The organism is Rhizobium sp. 3T7 (genome assembly GCF_020166565.1).
Lineage (GTDB): Bacteria > Pseudomonadota > Alphaproteobacteria > Rhizobiales > Rhizobiaceae > Rhizobium.
In genome coordinates, this window is record NZ_JAIQXS010000010.1 from 107129 (window position 1) to 125512 (window position 18384).

General features: G+C 60.7%; 18 protein-coding genes. 4 read left to right on the forward strand and 14 right to left on the reverse strand.

The genetic code is table 11. The annotated features are described in order from the left end of the window. Positions 1-687 carry a response regulator transcription factor gene (locus K9B32_RS16195; protein ID WP_224563827.1) on the reverse strand — a complete coding sequence of 229 codons (687 nt, stop codon included), beginning with the start codon at positions 685-687 and terminating at the stop codon, positions 1-3. 198 nt (positions 688-885) lie between these two features. Between K9B32_RS16195 and K9B32_RS16200 the strand changes: the two genes are divergently transcribed. The 3 genes from K9B32_RS16200 (at position 886) to K9B32_RS16210 (ending at position 6472) form a co-directional block, all read left to right on the forward strand. Then, positions 886-1959 (forward strand): efflux RND transporter periplasmic adaptor subunit, encoded by a 1074-nt coding sequence (locus K9B32_RS16200; RefSeq protein WP_224563831.1) that lies wholly within the window; start codon positions 886-888, stop codon positions 1957-1959. Further along, entirely contained in the window at positions 1959-5099 is a 3141-nt protein-coding gene (locus K9B32_RS16205) for an efflux RND transporter permease subunit (protein WP_224563834.1), read from the forward strand. The genes K9B32_RS16200 and K9B32_RS16205 overlap by 1 nt, the downstream gene beginning before the upstream one ends. Before the next feature lie 191 nt (positions 5100-5290). Continuing rightward, a complete protein-coding gene (locus K9B32_RS16210) occupies positions 5291-6472 on the forward strand; it encodes a patatin-like phospholipase family protein (protein WP_411969714.1) in 1182 nt (393 codons plus the stop codon). Positions 6473-6854: 382 nt separating this feature from the next. Here the strand turns inward: K9B32_RS16210 and K9B32_RS16215 are convergent, their stop codons facing one another. From K9B32_RS16215 to K9B32_RS16265, 11 genes are all read right to left on the reverse strand, one after another. Next, a complete protein-coding gene (locus K9B32_RS16215; RefSeq protein ID WP_224563837.1) occupies positions 6855-7736 on the reverse strand; it encodes an aldo/keto reductase family oxidoreductase in 882 nt (293 codons plus the stop codon). A 38-nt stretch (positions 7737-7774) separates the two neighbouring features. Continuing rightward, positions 7775-8707, reverse strand: coding sequence for an NAD(P)-dependent alcohol dehydrogenase (locus K9B32_RS16220; protein ID WP_224563840.1), 933 nt, complete (start codon positions 8705-8707; stop codon positions 7775-7777). A gap of 336 nt (positions 8708-9043) precedes the next feature. Beyond that, positions 9044-10222: an alpha/beta hydrolase family protein gene (locus tag K9B32_RS16225; RefSeq protein WP_224563843.1), complete on the reverse strand. Its 1179-nt coding sequence runs from the start codon at positions 10220-10222 to the stop codon at positions 9044-9046. Between the two features lie 250 nt (positions 10223-10472). Continuing rightward, the gene (locus tag K9B32_RS16230) at positions 10473-12533 is read right to left on the reverse strand and encodes a relaxase/mobilization nuclease domain-containing protein (protein ID WP_224563846.1); all 2061 of its coding nucleotides are present in this window, start codon (positions 12531-12533) and stop codon (positions 10473-10475) included. A 312-nt stretch (positions 12534-12845) separates the two neighbouring features. After that, positions 12846-13769 carry a lytic transglycosylase domain-containing protein gene (locus K9B32_RS16235; protein WP_224563849.1) on the reverse strand — a complete coding sequence of 308 codons (924 nt, stop codon included), beginning with the start codon at positions 13767-13769 and terminating at the stop codon, positions 12846-12848. 4 nt (positions 13770-13773) lie between these two features. Beyond that, a complete protein-coding gene (locus K9B32_RS16240; protein ID WP_224563852.1) occupies positions 13774-14109 on the reverse strand; it encodes a DUF736 domain-containing protein in 336 nt (111 codons plus the stop codon). Between the two features lie 67 nt (positions 14110-14176). Further along, a complete protein-coding gene (locus tag K9B32_RS16245; protein ID WP_224563855.1) occupies positions 14177-14722 on the reverse strand; it encodes a S26 family signal peptidase in 546 nt (181 codons plus the stop codon). Continuing rightward, entirely contained in the window at positions 14719-15237 is a 519-nt protein-coding gene (locus K9B32_RS16250) for a DUF2840 domain-containing protein (RefSeq protein WP_224563858.1), read from the reverse strand. Before K9B32_RS16250 ends, K9B32_RS16245 begins: the two co-directional genes overlap by 4 nt. After that, positions 15234-16364: a replication initiator protein A gene (locus tag K9B32_RS16255; protein WP_224563861.1), complete on the reverse strand. Its 1131-nt coding sequence runs from the start codon at positions 16362-16364 to the stop codon at positions 15234-15236. The genes K9B32_RS16250 and K9B32_RS16255 overlap by 4 nt, the downstream gene beginning before the upstream one ends. Next, entirely contained in the window at positions 16365-16634 is a 270-nt protein-coding gene (locus K9B32_RS16260) for a helix-turn-helix transcriptional regulator (protein ID WP_224563864.1), read from the reverse strand. Positions 16635-16835: 201 nt separating this feature from the next. Then, complete coding sequence (locus K9B32_RS16265) at positions 16836-17057, reverse strand: helix-turn-helix domain-containing protein (RefSeq protein ID WP_224563867.1); 222 nt, start codon at positions 17055-17057, stop codon at positions 16836-16838. 134 nt (positions 17058-17191) lie between these two features. On the opposite strand from K9B32_RS16265, the gene K9B32_RS16270 reads away from it, so the two are divergent. Continuing rightward, positions 17192-17497 carry a DNA -binding domain-containing protein gene (locus tag K9B32_RS16270; RefSeq protein ID WP_224563870.1) on the forward strand — a complete coding sequence of 102 codons (306 nt, stop codon included), beginning with the start codon at positions 17192-17194 and terminating at the stop codon, positions 17495-17497. 2 nt (positions 17498-17499) lie between these two features. On the opposite strand, the gene K9B32_RS16275 is transcribed toward K9B32_RS16270, so the two are convergent. Further along, positions 17500-18009 carry a DUF2285 domain-containing protein gene (locus K9B32_RS16275; protein ID WP_224564055.1) on the reverse strand — a complete coding sequence of 170 codons (510 nt, stop codon included), beginning with the start codon at positions 18007-18009 and terminating at the stop codon, positions 17500-17502. Between the two features lie 70 nt (positions 18010-18079). Next, complete coding sequence (locus K9B32_RS16280; RefSeq protein WP_224563873.1) at positions 18080-18283, reverse strand: transcriptional regulator domain-containing protein; 204 nt, start codon at positions 18281-18283, stop codon at positions 18080-18082. Between the last annotated feature and the right edge of the window lie 101 nt (positions 18284-18384).

Here is an 18384-nt window from a genome sequence, read left to right on the forward strand (position 1 = left end):
TCAATCCAAAAGAAGCTGATAGCCCTGTCCGCGGACAGACTGTATCCAGGATTGTCCATCCTCCCTGAGCCCGAGCTTTTGACGCACGCTGCTGATATGGACGTCGATACGGCGATCGAACGGAGTTAGCGGCTTCCCAAAAGCTCGTTTCGATATCTCTTGCTTCGGCACCAGCTGGCCGGCACTGCGAGCGAGAACTTCGAGCAAACTAAATTCCGTGCCCGTAAGTTCCAAAGACTGCCCGCCCCATTCGGCGGTCCTATTACGTGGGTGAATCAGCAATTGCCCGGCTCGTAGGGTGTCGGTGGACGAGCCTGCCGCAAGCTGACTCACACGGCGAAGGATTGCCCGCACTCTAGCGGCAAGCTCTCCTGGCGAGCAGGGTTTCGTCACATAGTCATCGGCGCCAAGATTCAAGCCAGATATCCTGTCGATGTCATCGCCTCTGGCCGTCAGCATCAGCACGGGAACATGGCTTAGCTTCCTGATCCGTTGCAAGACCTCGATCCCGTTCATTTGGGGCATCATGATATCGAGCACGATCAGGTCAACAGAATTGCGCGCCGCGGCAGCAATGGCTGCGCGACCATCGGTGTCCGCCGCGACGTCATACCCTTCTTCGGCCAGGTATTCCTGTATCAGCGTCGTCAGCTCGACATCGTCGTCGATGAGGAGAACCTTGTTCATCCGCTTCGTCCATCATTCATGCCAGCATCTATAATGCATAAATGCGGGCGGGCGGGATATTTTACCCAGCTTAACACAAACTTGACCGCGCTTAACGTTCATCCGGCTACTCATGGAAAAATACCTCGGTAACGGCATCCGTCGAGCCGAGGCGGATCGGCAGAACTTCGCTGCCGCTGAGGACCGTGAGGACTATTGTTGAAAAAGCTGCCCGTCCCGCTTGCCGCTGCCCTCGTCGCGGCGGCATTTTTGTTTCCCTTCGGTGATGCTTCGGCGCAGCAGACCGAGGCACCCGCACTCACTGTCTCGCTGACGGAGCCTGCGCAACGGGAATGGCCTGAAACGGTTCCTGCCAGCGGTTGGCTGAGACCATGGCAGGAAGCGATTATCGCTTCCGAGGCAAGCGGCCTTCGCATAACAGACATTCTGGTAGATGTCGGATCCGTCGTGACAAAGGGGCAGACGCTCGTCCAGCTTTCCCAGGATAGCGTGCTCGCAGACCTTCGAATTCAGGAAGCAGCAATCGAGGTCGCCAAAGCAAACCTCGCAAGGGCTAAGGCAGAGGCTGACCGAGCTAGGCAGCTTCGCTCATCCGGTACACTCTCCGACCAGAATTTCACCGACCGCCTGACCAACGAGCAGACGGCAAAGGCAAATCTTGAAGCAGAAGAGGCCACTCTTGAAAGCCGGAGGATCAGGTTTTCTCAAACCACTATCACGGCCATTGACGATGGCCTCATAACCTCGCGATCGGCTGAGCTCGGGGCGGTCGTCTCCTCGGGTACCGAGTTGTTTCGCATGATCCGCCAGCAACGCGTCGAGTGGCAGGCCGAGGTTTCAGCGCGATATCTTACGCGCATTTCGGAAGGGTTGAACGTGGAAATAGATGGGCCGGGTGACGATTCCATTCTGGGCAAGGTGAGACTTGTCGGTCCTTCGGTCAACGCCAATACCGGCCGAGTGATCGTCTATGTCACGCTTCCATCTGACGCCCATCCCCGCGCGGGTCTCTATGTGACCGGTAGAATCGAACTTCAGACCACTCCCGCCCTCACTGTTCCTGAGACGGCGATCGTGTTCCGTGATGGCCTCAACTACGTCTTCACGGTTAACGCAGACAATCGAGCAAGACGCGTTCGGGTGGAAACGGGCCGCCGCAAAAATGGAGAGGTTGAGCTTATTTCCGGGGTAGACCAAGCATCGAGAGTCGTGACGTCAGGCGGAGCATTCCTGTCAGACAACGTTCTCGTGAACATTGTGGGGGCAGGCTAATGAATTTCTCAGCATGGTCGATCCGCAATCCAACTCCGGCGATATTGTTGTTCATATTGCTGACCGTCGGAGGGCTTTTGGCATTCCGGGCCCTGGCGATCCAGGACTTCCCGGATATGGATCTTCCGACCATCAACATCACCGCGAGGCTTGATGGTGCAGCGCCAACGCAACTCGAGACGGAAGTAGCCCGCGTTATCGAGGATAACCTCGCCTCGCTGAGCTATCTCGATCACATCACCACTACGGTGACTGACGGAAACGTCTCGATCCGGGTTTCCTTCAAACTGGAAAAAAACACCGAAGAGGCTCTGAACGAAGTCCGCAATGCCGTCGACAGCGTGAGGGCCGATCTGCCCGCGGAAATGGAACCGCCGAGCATTACAAAAGTCACCCTGCAGAACACGGCGCTGATCACTTATGCGGTCCGCTCGAGCCATCTCAACGAGACAGAACTCTCATGGTTTGTCGACAATGACATGACCAAGGCGCTGTTGTCGGTGTCGGGTGTCGGGCAGGTTTCCCGCATCGGCGGCATCGATCGCCAGATCCACGTCGACCTCGATCCCGCAACGATGGCACAAATTGGCGTTACAGCAGCTTCGGTGTCGGCTCAGTTGCGATCAGTCCAGGCGGATACGTCGGGCGGCGTCGGAGAGGTGGGTGGCGCTCGCCAGTCGGTGCGCACGCTCGGTACGGTGCCTTCGGTTGAGGTTCTAAAGGAGCTTCACGTCCCACTTGCTAACGGACAGCAAGTTCGTCTCGACGAAGTTGCCTCTGTCTCGGACAGCTTCGCGGATCGTTCCTCAATGGCATTTTTCGACGGTGAACCTGTTATTGCTGTTGAGATCAAACGTTCAACCGGGTTTTCTGATACCGGTGTTGCTGCCGGTGTGAACGAGGCGATGAAGCGGTTCGCAGCAGCACATCCGAATGTGCAGATCGATGAAGCCTACAGCATCGTCGGGCCGATCCTGGAGAGCTACGACGGCTCAATGCACATGCTGTACGAAGGAGCGATCCTCGCGATCGTCGTCGTATGGTTCTTCCTGCGAGACTGGCGGGCGACATTGCTGTCGGCAGTAGCGCTGCCGCTGTCGGTCATACCTACCTTCCTCGTCGTCTACTTGGCCGGCTTCAGCCTGAACACGTTCACGCTGCTTGCACTATCTCTTGTCGTCGGTATCCTCGTCGATGACGCGATCGTCGAAATCGAAAACATCGCGCGCCATCTCAAAATGGGCAAGCGCCCGATTGATGCCGCGTTGGAAGCGGCAAACGAGATCGGTCTGGCAGTTATCGCGACCACGTTCACGCTGGTGGCGGTCTTCCTGCCGACGGCTTTCATGGGCGGTGTGCCTGGGCTTCTCTTCCGTCAATTCGGCGTCACGGCAGCAGTCGCCGTGCTCGCTTCGCTCGTCGTCGCACGTCTGCTGACGCCAATGATGGCCGCCTACATTATGAAAGCCCATCCGTCCGAGGAAAAGGATGGCCGTATCATGAACGCCTACATGGCAGTCGTGAAAGCATCCCTGAAACATAGGAAAACGACCGCGCTTTTGACCGTCATCGCCGTCGCGCTTTCGCTTTCCACCATTCCCTTCCTTCAATCGGGCTTTTTGCCCGCCTCAGATGATGCGCGGACGGAAGTCACGCTAACCCTGCAACCTGGCGTGACCATTGAACAGACCGAGGCAGTGACCAAGAAGGCTACGGAAATCGTAGGCAGGCTCGCAGACGTGACACATGTCTTCTCGTCGGTAGGTACGGTATCCTCGGGTGGCGGTCGTCAGTCGACCACTATGAGCAATGTCGCAGCCGCTACGCTGGTCGTCACCCTTACCCCGATAAACGAACGCAACCGCAAGCAGTGGGAAATCGAACAGGACATCCGACAGGCTCTCTCGGCCCTTGCCGGCGTGCGGGTTGCAGTCGGCGGTGGTTCCAACGGAACGAAGCTCGATATCACACTGGCGAGCGACGATCCGGTCGCCCTTGATGGCGCAAGCACGGCACTCGAAGAACAGCTTCGCACGCTTGGTGGCATCGGAGCGGTGACGTCGACAGCGTCGAGACAGGCCCCCGAAATTCAGATCACTCCCGACTTCGCGCGCGCAGCCGCGCTAGGAGTGACGTCGAATGCTGTTGCGGAAGCGGTGCGCGTTGCGACAGGTGGCGAATACTCCGCAGCACTGCCCAAGCTCAATCTTCCGCAGCGGCAAATCCCGATCGTGGTACGCTTCAACACCGCGACCCGGACCAGTCTCGACGATATCAGGAACATGAGGGTGGCTGGAGCGAATGGCAATGTCGATCTTGGATCGATTGCCGACATCCATATCGGCGGCAGTCCTTCACAAATCGACCGCATTGACCGGATGCGTAACGTCATTCTCTCGATAGAGCTCAACGGCCGCATCCTAGGCGACGTGTACCGCGAGGTGCAGGCGTTGCCAGCATTCCAGCAACTGCCGGCGAACGTGGAAGTCGTAGAGCAAGGCGAACTTCAGCAGAGTTCGGAGCTATTCCAGAGCTTCGCAATCGCGATGGCAATCGGTGTGTTCTGCATCTACGCTGTCCTCGTTCTGCTCTTCCACGACTTCCTGCAGCCGTTCACCATCCTTATGGCCCTCCCGCTTTCATTGGGTGGCGCGCTCCTGCCGCTTGTGGTGACCGGAACCAGCTTCTCCTTGCCGGTCGTCATCGGACTGCTCATGCTCATGGGCATCGTAACAAAGAACTCGATCCTCCTTGTTGAGTACGCGATCATGTCGCGGCACCAGGGTATGTCCAGGTTCGATGCCATCGTCGACGCCTGCCACAAGCGGGCACGTCCCATCGTGATGACCACTATAGCCATGGCATGCGGCATGCTTCCGGTCGCGCTCAGCCTGACAGGAGGCGATCCAAGCGTTCGACAGCCTATGGCCATTGTAGTGATCGGCGGCGTGATGACTTCGACCTTCCTCAGCCTGATCGTCATCCCGATGATCTTCACATTCGTCGATGACCTGCTCGAAGCGCTCAAGCGATTGGTACGCCGGACCGGATCAAGCCACCCGCATGACGACCGGGCAACACATGCCCGCGATGCTCACGAGGTGTTTGCCTTTGAACGTACCTCTGGTCGGCACCGCTAGAGATGGCAGCCTCTCAACAAGAAATCTGCCGTGAATTGCACGGCGACATCGGGATGAAGTTTGCCGCCCCTGTTCCGCAAGAGACGATTCCGCAGTATCCGCCACTGTGGACTGCATATGATCGCACGGTAACCAGCGCTTCTGAGCGCGCAGCCGGTGGCGAGGCCACCTTGCGTGCCGACCGGGACCGCCTGTGGGGACAACGGACTGGTTATGGACATTCGCGAACGCCCCTCGTGAGAGCCCTTGCAGCGCTGGTCCCGCTCGCCTTCATCTTGTCCGGATGCGTGCAGACGCAGGACAGGGCCCATGATGCCAAGGAAGCAGATAAGGCTTTGATTTCCGGCTATGGTGAAATCCGGACTTATCGCGACGCTCGGCTTGATGAAATTCCAGGAGATGCTCGTGACTGGGCACCGGCGCCCAAGCCGAACCTCCATTTCCTTATGATCTCCGGCGGCGGCTCGGGAGGCGCTTTCAGCGTCGGCGTACTTTCGGCCTGGAGCGCAGCCAAATCCCGGCCGCAGTTCGATCTTGTCACGGGCATCAGCACGGGTGCCTTGATCGCACCATACGCGTTCCTCGGCTCGGCTTATGACGATACCCTCGTGTATCTCTATACCAGCGGCATCGCAGAGGACCTCGTTGCAACGAAACGTCCGTTGGGATTGTTTGGAGCGAGCTTGCTGAGATCGACCTCGTTGAGACGGATGGTCGAGCGTTTCATCACACCTCAAGTCCTTCAGCAGATCGCAGCGGAACATCGCAAAGGCCGTCGCCTCCTCGTCCTGACAACCGATCTCGACACCCAACGTGGTGTCGTGTGGAACATGGGCGCCATCGCAAACAGCGGCCGCCCTGACGCGCTTAAGCTGTTTCAGGACGTTCTGATAGCATCGGCAAGTATCCCGGGCGTTTATCCGGCAGTCATGATCAAGGCCGAGTCGGAAGGACGCCAATTTCAGGAGATGCACTCCGACGGAGGAGCCTCTTCGCAAGTCTTGATGCTTCCACAAGCGTTCCTGGCGGGTGCGGGCCGGCGCCGGCCGGCCAGGGCGCAAAACGTCGACTTTTATGTGATCGTCAACAACGCACTCATGCCGGAGTTTGGCATAACGCAGAACAGAACGCTGCCTGTAATGGCAAGGGCGTACTCGATCTTTATCAAATCTCAGGCACAGAGTGAACTGACGGCGCTTTACAATTACGCGAAGCGAAATGGCGCACGTTTCCATCTAGCAACGATCGACGCTCAAGTGCCCTATTCAATGCTCAATCCGTTCGACACGAATTATATGAGAGCTGTTTACAACCTCGGATACGCCGAAGTCAGCGCGGGAACTTTATGGAAAGACAGCCCGGTTTTCCGCTGATAGACGGCTGCGGTCGGAACCTTAAATGTAGCTCTTCCCCTCGTCCACGATAGGATGAGAGTCAGTGCTCAGCCTCGTGCATCGTCTCTCGGACGTCCGGGTAGGTGATGAAAGTGCGCTCATCCACCGGGCTCAGCAATCACGTTGTTATCTCAACCCGTAAGCCTTGGGATCCAAACCTGCGAAAACGCAAGCAGGATCGACAAGAAAATGAGCATCAGTACGAGTATGCTACGCATGGTTCTCTCGGTGCGTCTGCCCGAAGACGTCTCTTGTGGAAGGATACGTTTCGTGGCGCTCATTCCGGGCATCAATCAGTGAGCGCCACGACCGGATACTGATTTCATTCGTTCGGCAGGTGAGGTCGTCTCAAATTTTTCACCTAATTCACCTCTTGCTGAATAGCTTCACCGATCCGCAACACCATGTCCCGGGGCAGCCCAAGTAGGGCGGCGGCCAGATTTTCCCGCAGGTGCGCGGTGTTTGACGTGCCCGGTATCAGCAAGATGTTGGGCGAACGAGCGAGCAGCCATGCGAGCGCGAGCTTCATTGGCGAGACTCCGTGTTGCCTCGCTTCCGTCGAGAGCGTCTCTGATTGGAGCTGATTGAAGCCGCCGAGGGGGAAGAAGGGGACATAGGCGATCCCCTGTTCGGCCAGGTTGTCGATCAAGGCATCATCGGCTCGATGCGCGAGATTGTAGTGGTTTTGGACGCAGACCACCGGGGCGATGCGTTGCGCTTCCTCAACTTGAGTGGCCGTTGCATTGCTGAGACCCAGGTGGCGGATCAGGCCTTGCCGCTGAAGTTCGGCCAGCGCGGTGAAGCGTTCTTCGATCGATCCTTCGGCGGGCGCCATCCCATTGCCTTCGATGATCCTTAGATTGACGACGTCAAGCACATCCACGCCAAGATTGCGAAGATTGTCGTGGACGCCACGCACCAAGTCGGCAGGAGCCTGCGCAGGCAACCAGGAGCCGTCTTCGCCGCGAAACGCACCTACCTTGGTCACGAGAACTAGTTCATCGGGATAGGGGTGAAGCGCATCCCGGATCAGTTGGTTGGTGATATGAGGGCCGTAGAAGTCGGCCGTGTCGATATGATTGACGCCCGCTGCTATGGCCTCGCGCAGGACCGTAAGCGCCACCTCACGATCCCTGGGAGGACCAAATGCGCCCCTGCCCGCCAGTTGCATGGCGCCATAGCCGATACGCGCGACGGACTTCTCTCCGAGCAGGTAGGTGCCAGCGCTTGAAATATCGCTCATCATGTTTTCCTTTTTCCGTTTATTGTCTCGGGAAGCATTCAAAATGCGAGCACGATCTTTCCTGAAGCGCGCCGCCCGTTTTCCGCATCAGCGATGACGGACAGAGCGTCACCGAACGGCGCTTCCAGACCGATCGTCGGCCGGAGCGTCCCGTTGCCAGCAAGCTCGGCGATTGCCGGGAGATGCCGAATCCCCTGCGTGGCGAAGGCCAATTTGTAGCGGCGCGATAACACCATCCCACGTAGCATTCTGCCCGGCGTCGGATTGATGTCGACGAAAACGCCCTTCGTATCGAGCATCGAAAGCCCGTCACTTACGTCGAGTGTTCCGAGCGTATCGAATATGGCGTCGTACTTTCCGTTTCTCGCAAAGACTTGCCGCTCTGAGTAGGCGAATATCGGATCGACACCGGCAGCTCTCGCGCTGTCCATCGAGCCCAATCCGCATGTGCCGGAGACACGTGCGCCCTTAGCAAGTGCCAGTTGGGCGGCGAAGGCCCCCACGGCGCCGCTGCATCCATTGATGAAAATGTGCGATCCAGCGCGCGCCTGTGCCCTGTCGAGGATGGCCACCCATGCCGTCATCGCCGCAATGGGGAGAGACGCCGCCTCACTGAATGAAAGCTGCGGTGATTTCTTCACCAGGTGATGGGCATCCACGATCACCACTTCGGCGAAGGCGCCTGACTTCTTGAAGTCCACCGTGCCGAAGACCTCATCGCCGACCTGAACGCTCGTTACCTTGCCGCCGATCGCTTCGACGATCCCGGCAAAATCGGTGCCCATCCCTTTTGGAAACCGCCTGCCGGTCACCAGCTTCATCGCTCCTTGGCGGAGCTTCCAATCAAAGGGATTGATTGCGGCGGCCTTGACCGAGACGCGCACCTCGTTATCGCCGACCCACGGCAAATCGTATTCGCCAAAGTACATTTTCTCCGGACCGCCGTAGCGGTCATATTGCACCCGTTTCATGTCATTCCTCAAAAATCGTTGCGTCGGCAAACACATGTATTACACTTAGTGTAATTTTACAATAGGTGCAATTTAGGAGCAAATGCTCCGCCTTCCATCAGGCGGGAATGGATCAGAAGCAAAGCAGGGGACGACGCTTCCGTGCGTTGCCGCCTCAGCGCTCGAACTATTCGCAAGTACGTTCGAGGAGTTATGCAAATCTGACCGGAAGCCAACCGGCGGAGGCGCTATGCTTGGTGGCTATAGCGGCCGCCGGCTTCGACCGCCTCGCCATCGACTGGCGAAAGACCAAAGGTTGAAGCCGTCGTAGCTCGTCCGTTATCGCTCCGTGTGGAATCAAAGAGCCTCGGTGATCCGATCGAAGAGATACTCGGTTGCGGTAGCGTAACCGCCGATTTGGCAATGTTGCTGTGCAGTCGAGGCTTCGTCGAACAGGAGATATTCCTTCGGGCAATCCAGCGCATCATAGAACTGCTTTGCACCGTTGAAGACCTCCCCGGTTCCGTCGAGCACCAGCATCCGGCAGGTGATCCGGTCAAGGATGTCGCTGTTGTCGTAGTTTTTCAGCACCCTGATCACGTCCGAAACGGTATTGGGCACGCCGTGCTTCCAAGCGTAGTCTTTGACGAGATTGGCGACCTCTTCGGGCAAATCCTCGACGCGTGTGTCCTTGGCGCGCTTCAACTGTTCGATGATCGCGCTTCCCCAACTGATGTTGCCCGGATCAACGATGCAAAGCTTGATTCGCTTGTCGAAGGCTGCGGCGCGGGGTGATAGAAAACCGCCGAAGCTCATGCCCATCAGCGCAATTCGCGAGGCGTCGATCTCGGAAAATTTATGCAGCGCGAAATCGATCAGGGGGGAGACGACGTTTTCCCAGTCAGGCCGGAACGTCAGGTCATTCAGCCGCAACGCAAAGCCTTGCCCAGGCCCATCATAGGTGATGCAGTGAATGCCGCGGCGAAGCGCACCCTCGCAGACCCAGCGTGTATCCTCAGCCCAAGTATCGCGGCCGGGCGTCAGGATCAGCACCGGCGCCTTGGCTCCCGCGGCAGGTGATCGATAGAAATGCCCTGGAAGAAAGCTACCGTCATAAGGGACTTCGATGTACTCACCGGGATAATCAGAGAGCGCCAGATATCGCTGGTAGCATAGCGAACTGAGCCGAGCGTAGTCCTTGATGCGAGGATCTTCAGACTTGCTGAAATAGAGCAACGAACACCGCCAATAGGTCGAGGCCCGCAAATGGGCAGTAGCGGCGGTAACGGGGTTCCCTTTGTGCTCAGCCGCCTCAGCTCGATCCTGAATGCGTCTTGCCATGGCACTCCAAGCGTTGATCCAGACTTCCTCATCGCTGTCCTTTAATTGGCAGACGACCTCCAGAACTTCTCCCAGATCGGTCATGCCATAGGGCATCAGGTTCAGTATGTGCTTAGTCAGCGCATCGATCAGCACATTGGGGCTGAAAAAATTGCGGTCGGCCCAGTGCTTGCCTGCGAAATTCAGATCGTTCATGTTTCGATGCCTTCTCGCTTGTTGGCCATTGCGACCATGGTTTTGTTGGCTTCCGAACCGGCTCCGAAGAGAAGCTCTACACCGTGATCACGTTGCAGTGTCCATGTCGCCAAAGCTCATGCGGCTATCATATAATTTAGCACTTAGTGTAATTATACCATTGATGACTTTTTACATCTAGTGAAATTTTTTAACTGCTTTGATCGTAGGCGAGAGCACGATCCACCGCGTCGATTGACAGATGTTCAGCTCACATACTCAATCCCCTCTGCTTTCCCAACTGCCACGATATCGAACCTCCCTGCACGACACCCGCAACTTCTCGGCCGAGCTGGCGGTCGATGACCGGCCGCCACGGGACAAGGGTGAACTCGTGGCTCTGCTCGACCATGGCGAACTTGCCGCTCGATAGCTGGACGGTTCCGGTGAACTTGCCAATGACGGTCTCGCCGTCGGCTGCGGCGCGGAACGGCAGGCCCTTCGTCGCGGCCAGCTCGCCGCCGACGCTGGCAACCTCGCGCTCGCGCAGCGTGGCGAGAAGATTGCGACGATAGGCGATACCGCCGTTCGGCTGAAGGGCTGCGTCGCCCCGGTCGATATGACGCTCGCGACGGCGGTCCATCGCGTCACTCACCTCCCGTCCGAAGCCGGCGGGCGCGAGATCCGATGCTTCAGCCGAGACCAGCCGCCGGTCGAGCCAGGTCGCGCCTGTCGCGCCGATCTGCTTTTCGAGATCGAAGGTCGAGAGGACACGGATATTGGCCTGCCGGTTGCGGCCCGCGTCATAGGCGGCGGCGCGGGTCTCGAAGTCTTGCGGGATGCGCCATTGGTCGGCGTCGATCCGCTCGGCGATCCCGGCGCGGCGCAGCACCTCCAGCCGGCGCACATGCGCATCGACATAGCCGTCATAGTCGCCGCCGGGCACGCGGCCCTCGAACTTCGCCTGTTCGAGATGCTGGGTCGGCCGATAGATGCCGCCCTCGGCGATCGTCGCGATGGTGCGGTCGGACGGGCGGCTCGCGGTGTCGGGCGGGCCGATCTCGACAACGCTGCCGATCCGGGCATCGGCGACACGGACGGTGTCGATGCCGGCGACATGGTGCGTGCGACCGTCGATGCCATCGACCACGACGGTCAGGTTCTCGCCCAGCTCGTCGGTCAGATATTTGTCGACGACGCGGCCGACGATCGGGACTTCCGGCGCAGCGTCGTGAATCTGGAAGGTCATGGGATCGCGCTCCAGCCCATCGGCCTTCAGCGCCTTGTGCATGTTGCGGATGATGTCGCCGCGCTCGCCCAGCTCGCGCAACGTCGGTTCCATCTTCTCGCCGAGTTCCCAGACGCCCGCCGCGTGCTCGGTGGCGAGGCCCATCTTCTCCAGCTTGGCGAGACGGCGCAGGCGCAGCGTCCGGTTGAACTGGCGCTTGGGATCAGCGGGCTCGTGACGCAGGTCGAGGAAGCGGTCCTCAGCTTCCTCGGTCATGGCGCGGTCGATGCGGGTGAAGCGATCCTGATCGATTTCGGCCGAGAGCTTGCGGGTCTGCTCAATCTCGGTGACAGGGCCAAGCTCCAGCGTGGTCAGCTCGCTCGCCCGTTCGCGGATGCCGTTGGCGAGATAGTCGCCGTTGATGATGAGGTTCTCGCCCAGCTCGTCCTTACCGCGCACAATGACATGCACATGGGGATGGCCGGTGTTGTGGTGATTGACCGCGACCCAATCGAGCTTCGTGCCGACATCGGTCTCGACCTGGCGCATGAGGTCGCGGGTATAGGCCGTGAGGTCGGACAAGTCCGCGCCGTCCTCGGGCGAGACGATGAAGCGAAACTGGTGGCGGTCGTTCGCACCGCGCTCGACGAAGGCCGCGCCGTCGGCGCGCTCCTTGGTCGCGGAATAGAGCTGGCCGCACTCGCCGTCGCGCGAGGTGCCGTCGCGCTGGATATAGCGCAGATGGGCGGCGGATTTTCCGTTCTTGCCGGCGCCCTGAACGTAGCGGGTTTTGACGACGACACGGCGCTGGCCGGGCGTACTGTGCTTCCAGCCGCCCGACAAGGTTCGGGCGCGCACGAAGGCAGCGCCGCTTCCACGCTTGAGGCCAGGCGCGCTCGTCCGCGAAGCCTTGCTGCCCTTAGCCGGCGACGACGATCGGGAGCGCGATGACGGTGATGCCGAGGACCGCGACGGGCTGTTGCTCTGCTGGCGCGCGATCTTCTTCGCTTGGGTGAGAAAGCTCTTGGCCTTGCCGAGCTTCTGCGTGTCGGCGCGGATGCGGCCGGGCTTCGGCCGGAAGCGAAATTCGTCATCGCCGGTCATGGGCGCGCCACCGGGCAAAAAACGGAAAACCGCCCTGTTCCGGGCTATGGTGCCGGTCGAAACCCAGCAAAGCCAAGGCTTTGCGCCGAGGCGCGGCACGCGGGGGTGAAAAGCAAGGTGCCGGAAACGGCGCTCCAAAACAGTGTGCAGACAAGGGCTTGCCCAGAAACCGCCGCCCCGTGGTGCCGGTTTCCTTTATCTTGCCCTCCGCCTTTTCTAACCTTTCCGCCCTTCCAACCGGGAATGCAGCCAGGCGCAACCTTGCCTCACTGCACACCGGAACAAGCGCAAGCGGACGGGAAAACGCCATCCTCATTGTGCTCTCCCATCGTCCGCGCGCGCCACGAACATGCTGCCGTCACGCGGCTCCGCATCGCGGCGCTTACGCACCGGAACGGTTGAACGAGCGTCGCCTGATGTGCCGATAGTCTGCACCGGATCAGCGCTCCGCCTGTTGCCTAGACGCATGACGAAGAGCGGTGCATCCCGCCAATCGGGCGGCGGTGCGGACTGCTTCTCCGGCGTTCCGGCCGCGACCGCGCCACCGAGTCCCGGCGCGAGCGCGGCGACATAGGCGCGGGTTTCGGGGGGCAGCGGACGGCCCGTCGCGCGATGCTCGTCATAGCGGCCGGGACCGGCATTGTAGGCGGCGAGCATCGCCATGACATTGCGGTAGCGATCCCACATCTCGCGCAGATAGGCCGTGCCGGCGAGGATGTTGTCACGCGGATCGTAGGGATCGCGGCCTAGACGATAGCGGACACGCAGGCCCGCCCAGGTATCTGGCATGACCTGCATGAGCCCGATCGCGCCGGCCGACGAGATCGCGCGCACGTCGCCCGCGCTCTCGGCGCGCAGCACGGCGCGAATCCAGTACTCGGGAATGCCGAACCGCTGCGACGCCTCGGCAATGTGGCCGCCATGCGGATCGGCGGCGACCGTGCGCGCGACCGGCGTTGATTGCGCCAAGGTCGCCGCCGGTCCCGCGCCGAGCACAAGCCCGCAAGCGAGCAGGATAACGGCATAGCGCCGTGACGACCTTTCTCCGCCGAACCGCCAGCCTGCCAGCGTGCTCGCTGCGGTCAAGGGTGCGCGCGAAGCGCCGGCCGATGGCCGCCCTTGACCTACGCTGCGCGCGCCGGCCGACTTGTGGTCGAGCGGGACGAAGGAATGAGACGGCTTTCCCGCGAACAAAGGAATAGAGGCTCTGAGCGCGATAATGACACAGGACCGCATGGCTTCAGTCCCGCTCTTCGCGCGGCTTCGGGCGCGTCCAGTGCAGCGACCATGACGAGCCTGCATCGTCGTCGCGGAAGAGGTTTGCGCGGATTGGCTGAGGCAGGGCCGGATCGTCAAGCAGGACGGAGAGATATTCGCCGGCCTTCTCGCCGGTGCGTTTCCACGCCGCGCCGATCTCCGGGCCGTCGTCGGCTCCGTGATGGACACGGTAGTCCGGCACATTCTCCGAGTCCGAAGGATCGGCGGGAACCATGGTGAGTTCGCGATAGAGCGTGAGGGTGTGAACGCGGCCGCTGAAGCCGGAACCTTCGCGCGTGAATTGACCGATTTGCGGCATGACTGTCTCCATGCGGTGGAGTTGGAAAAGCCATCGGCAGACACCGCTTCCGCCGATGGGGAAGCGGTCAGTGGGTCGGCGCGTGCCAGACGAAGCGGCCGTCGCCGTCCTCATCGGTCCAGAGCGGCAGCGCGCGTCCGATGACGGAGCTTGTGGGGATCGGCCCGAAGTAGCGGCCGTCGAGGCTGTCAGGGACGTCCCAATTCATGAGGAAAAGCTGGCCGTCGGCTATGACGCGGCAGCCCTGCCAGATGGGCAGAGCGAGGCCGATCCGGTCGCGGTCGAGCGCATCGCCCAACTCCACGCCGTCAACCGTGATGGCGCGGCCGGTGCGGCAAGCCCGTTGGCCGGGAAGACCGACGACGCGCTTCAGGAGCGGCATGTCGCGCCCGATATAGCCGCGACCGACCATGAATCCGGCGAGCGGTTCGGGCGGCATGACGGCGACCAGCTCCGGCACTTCGATCCGGTCGGCCGGCTCGATGATGTAAAACCCGACCGGCGCGCTCGCCGTGGCGTTCCACACGAGTTTTGTCGGCATATCGGCCGCGCTGGTGGCGGCGATGCCGATGATGGCGAGCAACGTCGCCCCGAGGATGTGGCAGCGGCTCATGGGTCGATCCTCCGGCGACCGATCCACGCGGCATGACGCACGGGCGTGTAGGCGCTCGGCTCCAGACCGGCGGAAAGCCGGTTATGGACGTGTCGCCAGTGGTCGGGTGAGGCTTCGGTCGGATCGAGGCCGAGCGCTTCCACCGCGTCGATCGCTGCAAGCGCACGCTGGACCTTGGGCCAGCCGTCGAGCCGCAAGAGGATGTCGCCACCAGGCCGAACGAAGGGCAGCGTCTGGAACGGCTCGCCGCGGCGGATGGCGCGCACGATGTTGATGCGCGAGATGATCGTGCCATGCTCACCCGCCGCCCAGCGGACGAAGGCGAAGATGCTGTCGGGCGCGAAGCCGACGACGCTGCGGCGACGGTCGAGGATCTGTTCGTAGCTCTTGCGCCCGAACCTGATCCAATGCTCGACCTTGCGCTTCTCGAAGGTCAGCTCGACCAGGGTGGTGAACGGTGCTGGCCCGTCCGTCAGCGGACGGCCATGCGCGCGATGGGAAGCCTTGTCGCTCATGACCGGCCTCCATGGCGGTCATCGGCGGCGAGCATGTCGCGCAGCACGTCGGCAATGGAGCGGGCGGCACCGGCACCACGCCTCGCATGCGCGTGCGCGTGCGACAAAGAAGAAGAGTTAGATTCTCTGTTAGACTCTAAGTTAGCGGTCGGATTCCGCGTTTCCGGCCATAGGCTTAACTGGGGTCCACGCGCCTGATGTGCCGATATGGCTGCGCCCGATGTGCCGATACTGCGTACGCCTGATGTGCCGATGGTATCCACACCCTTTTCAACAGGCACTGTGGACAGGATTTCGGGGCGGATGCGCAGCAGTTCGCGGCCATGCTCCCGCTCGATCTCAAGGCGATAGCCGGGGAGAGGCTGGCGAGCCGCGATACGGCGCAGGTCGAGCGCGAAGTCGGAGACGCGGGCGAGACTGCCGGACTTCACATGGAGATGCGCGACCTCGAACAGCCAACCGTGGCGCTGGTGGCCGGCGTGCTTGCGGGCGACACGATAGAGCCACCGTTCGATGCCGCCGGTCAGCCGGAAATAGGCCGGGTCGATGGTAAGGACGAGCGAGCGATCGACGACGCTGTTATAGAACCATTCGGGCAGGACGAATTCCATGCCCTCGACGCGGCCGGTGTGCGTCGTCATCTCTTCCCATTCGTTGATCCAGGAGAATTGCCGACGCCGCCAATGCGGGCCGTTGCGAATCGTGGTGGCGATGACAGTCGATTGCAGGCGCGCGAGCGCGGCCTTCAGCAGCACGTATTGGCGGTTGCCGGTCGGCCGCCCGATGGCACGCAGCAGGTGATAGGGCGTGAAGCGGAAGAAGCGCGAGGTGCGCAGGCCGTCATTCTCGGCCGCCACGATCTGCGAGGCGGCCCATATTAGCACGTCGGCGTCCCAGATGGTCGCCATGCCGTGTTCGGGCATGGCGAGCACCTGCACCTCGACATCGGCCGCCTTGTAGAGAATGGGCTTGGTCCGCGGCGTCTTCGCCAGCGAGAAGAAGGGCCGTTCCATGAGATCGCGCTGATCGCGCGGGCTGGCGTCGCCCGTCGCGACCACGAAGGGGGCCAGGTGATTGCGCTCGCTCGTGTCGGCCGGCTGCGCGGGGCTGTGATCGTCGTGCAGCATTCAGAACTTGCCCCGCTCTTCGGACGTCAGCGGACGCGCGGGAAAGACCGTGCCGGCGGTGATGTCGCGGGTAGATTTGCGGGAGCCGATTTCGGTCCAGGCTTCGAGATCGTGGACCGTGTAAAGGACGCGGCCGCCGATTTTTCGATAGGTCGGGCCGGTGCCGTAGGTCCGGTGCTTCTCAAGGGTACGGATGGAAATGCCGAGGAAGCGGGCGGCTTCCTGCGTGCGCAGGAGTCGTGGCGGCAGGCCCGCCAATGGATTGGCCATGGAGTCACCTCTGGTTAGTCGTGATGCGCGCTGCCTTCGTGGCAGCGGGCTACGGCGAACCATGGCGAGGGATCGGCGGCGGGTAGCGTGCCGCATTTGCGCTCATGCGCTGGCGGCACCCCTCCGGCTATTGTGGTTGGGATGGTGGTTTACGGCTGCGCGGCAGGCCAAGCGGCAGCATTCGGCTCAGGAAAAGGCCGGCTACTTCGGCGCGCCGACCTTCTTCAGTAATTCGCCGGGCTCGATCTCAAGGGCATCGGCAATCTGGCCAAGGACGGTGACGCTGGCGGATACGTCGCCACGCTCGATCGCACCGATATAGCGCATACTCAGGCCCGCCCGATCGGCGAGTTCTTCTTGCGTCAGCTTCTTATCATGACGTGCCCGACGCAGATTCCTCGCCATGACCTCCTTGAGATCCATGACAAGAGGGGAACCAGCATAGGAACGATCATTCTAGGAACGATCATTCCTATTCGTATCAAGCCATGCTATTCGTCGGTTGTCCTGAACTTACTTCATTATGTCCGCGTTCCCGATGCAAAAGGGCAGAATTCATGCGTGAACGGCCTCAGCTTGATCCAGCTGTTGAAGATGAGGCTCCCAGCGGGCCAGATATCACGACCTATGACGAACAGCACTACGTCACCTATCTGCGGCTATTGGATGCCAACCGAGATGGCGCGGACTGGCAGGAGGTCGCGCGCATCGTCCTGCACCGCGACCCCATCGCTGAGAAAGCGCGCAGCCGCCGTTGCTGGGAAAGCCATATTGCCCGCGCGCAATGGCTCTCAGGCTCAGGCTATCGGCGCATTTTGGAACAAGCGGTCGCACTAGCTGCGCGCGGTGGCAGGCAGGCGTAGGCTTATTTGCTCAAAGCCTTGATGGGATAATGCAGGAGCAGCCGATAGCCGCCGCGCATCATCTTGATCCCGTGAGCGACGAGGCGACGGGCCTTGTTCTTGCGCGGGTCGCCCTCGAAATCCTCTTTAGTGCCGCTGAAACCAAGCAAGACTTCGGCGACGGTGCGGTAGCTTTCGCCGCGCAAGCGCGCGTCGAGCGCGCGCAGGGATAGAATGTGCCATTGCCGAAGCTGCTCCGGCAGCGCGCGAAAATCAGGACCGGGCGGTCGGCCTTTGAGGGAGCGCCAAAGCCTCCGGGCGGCGTGAGCGCGCAGATCGTAGAGGTCGTCCATCGGCAGGACTGTTCCATAGAAAGTCGCGGCGTCAGGAACGGCGTGGGGCAACCAGAATTGATGCGTTATGCCGTCGACCAGCCAGATGCCATGCCAGCCATCTGCGGCCTGGCGCAGATCGAGGCCGTCGAGATGCGCCAGCGTTATGATCGGCTCCGTTTCGCTGTCGTGATGCTGCAGGGGAGAGAGCCATATGGCTTGCGGCTGAAGGCTTGGGCTCCAGAACAAGGATTGCCGATCCGATGGGGTTTCAGGATCGGTCGGAAAATCGCAGCCCCCAGCGTTGCATGAAGGCTTCCAACCGCCCCGGGTCTGGCTCGTGCGACGCAGTTATGGTTTGAAACTCGCGACGATACTCGTCATCGCGGCGAAGATATTCCCAGGCGAAACCGGCGGCGGGGATGCTCTTGGCAAATCTGTATGCCGCCGGAGAACGCCAGTCGATGCTCAGCATGGCGCTACCTCTCTACACCGGACACACGCAAGGAAACGCCCGGATAGAGACCTTCAAGTATCGGTTGAAAAAACTGTAGCTGCGCTATCGAGATAACTAGA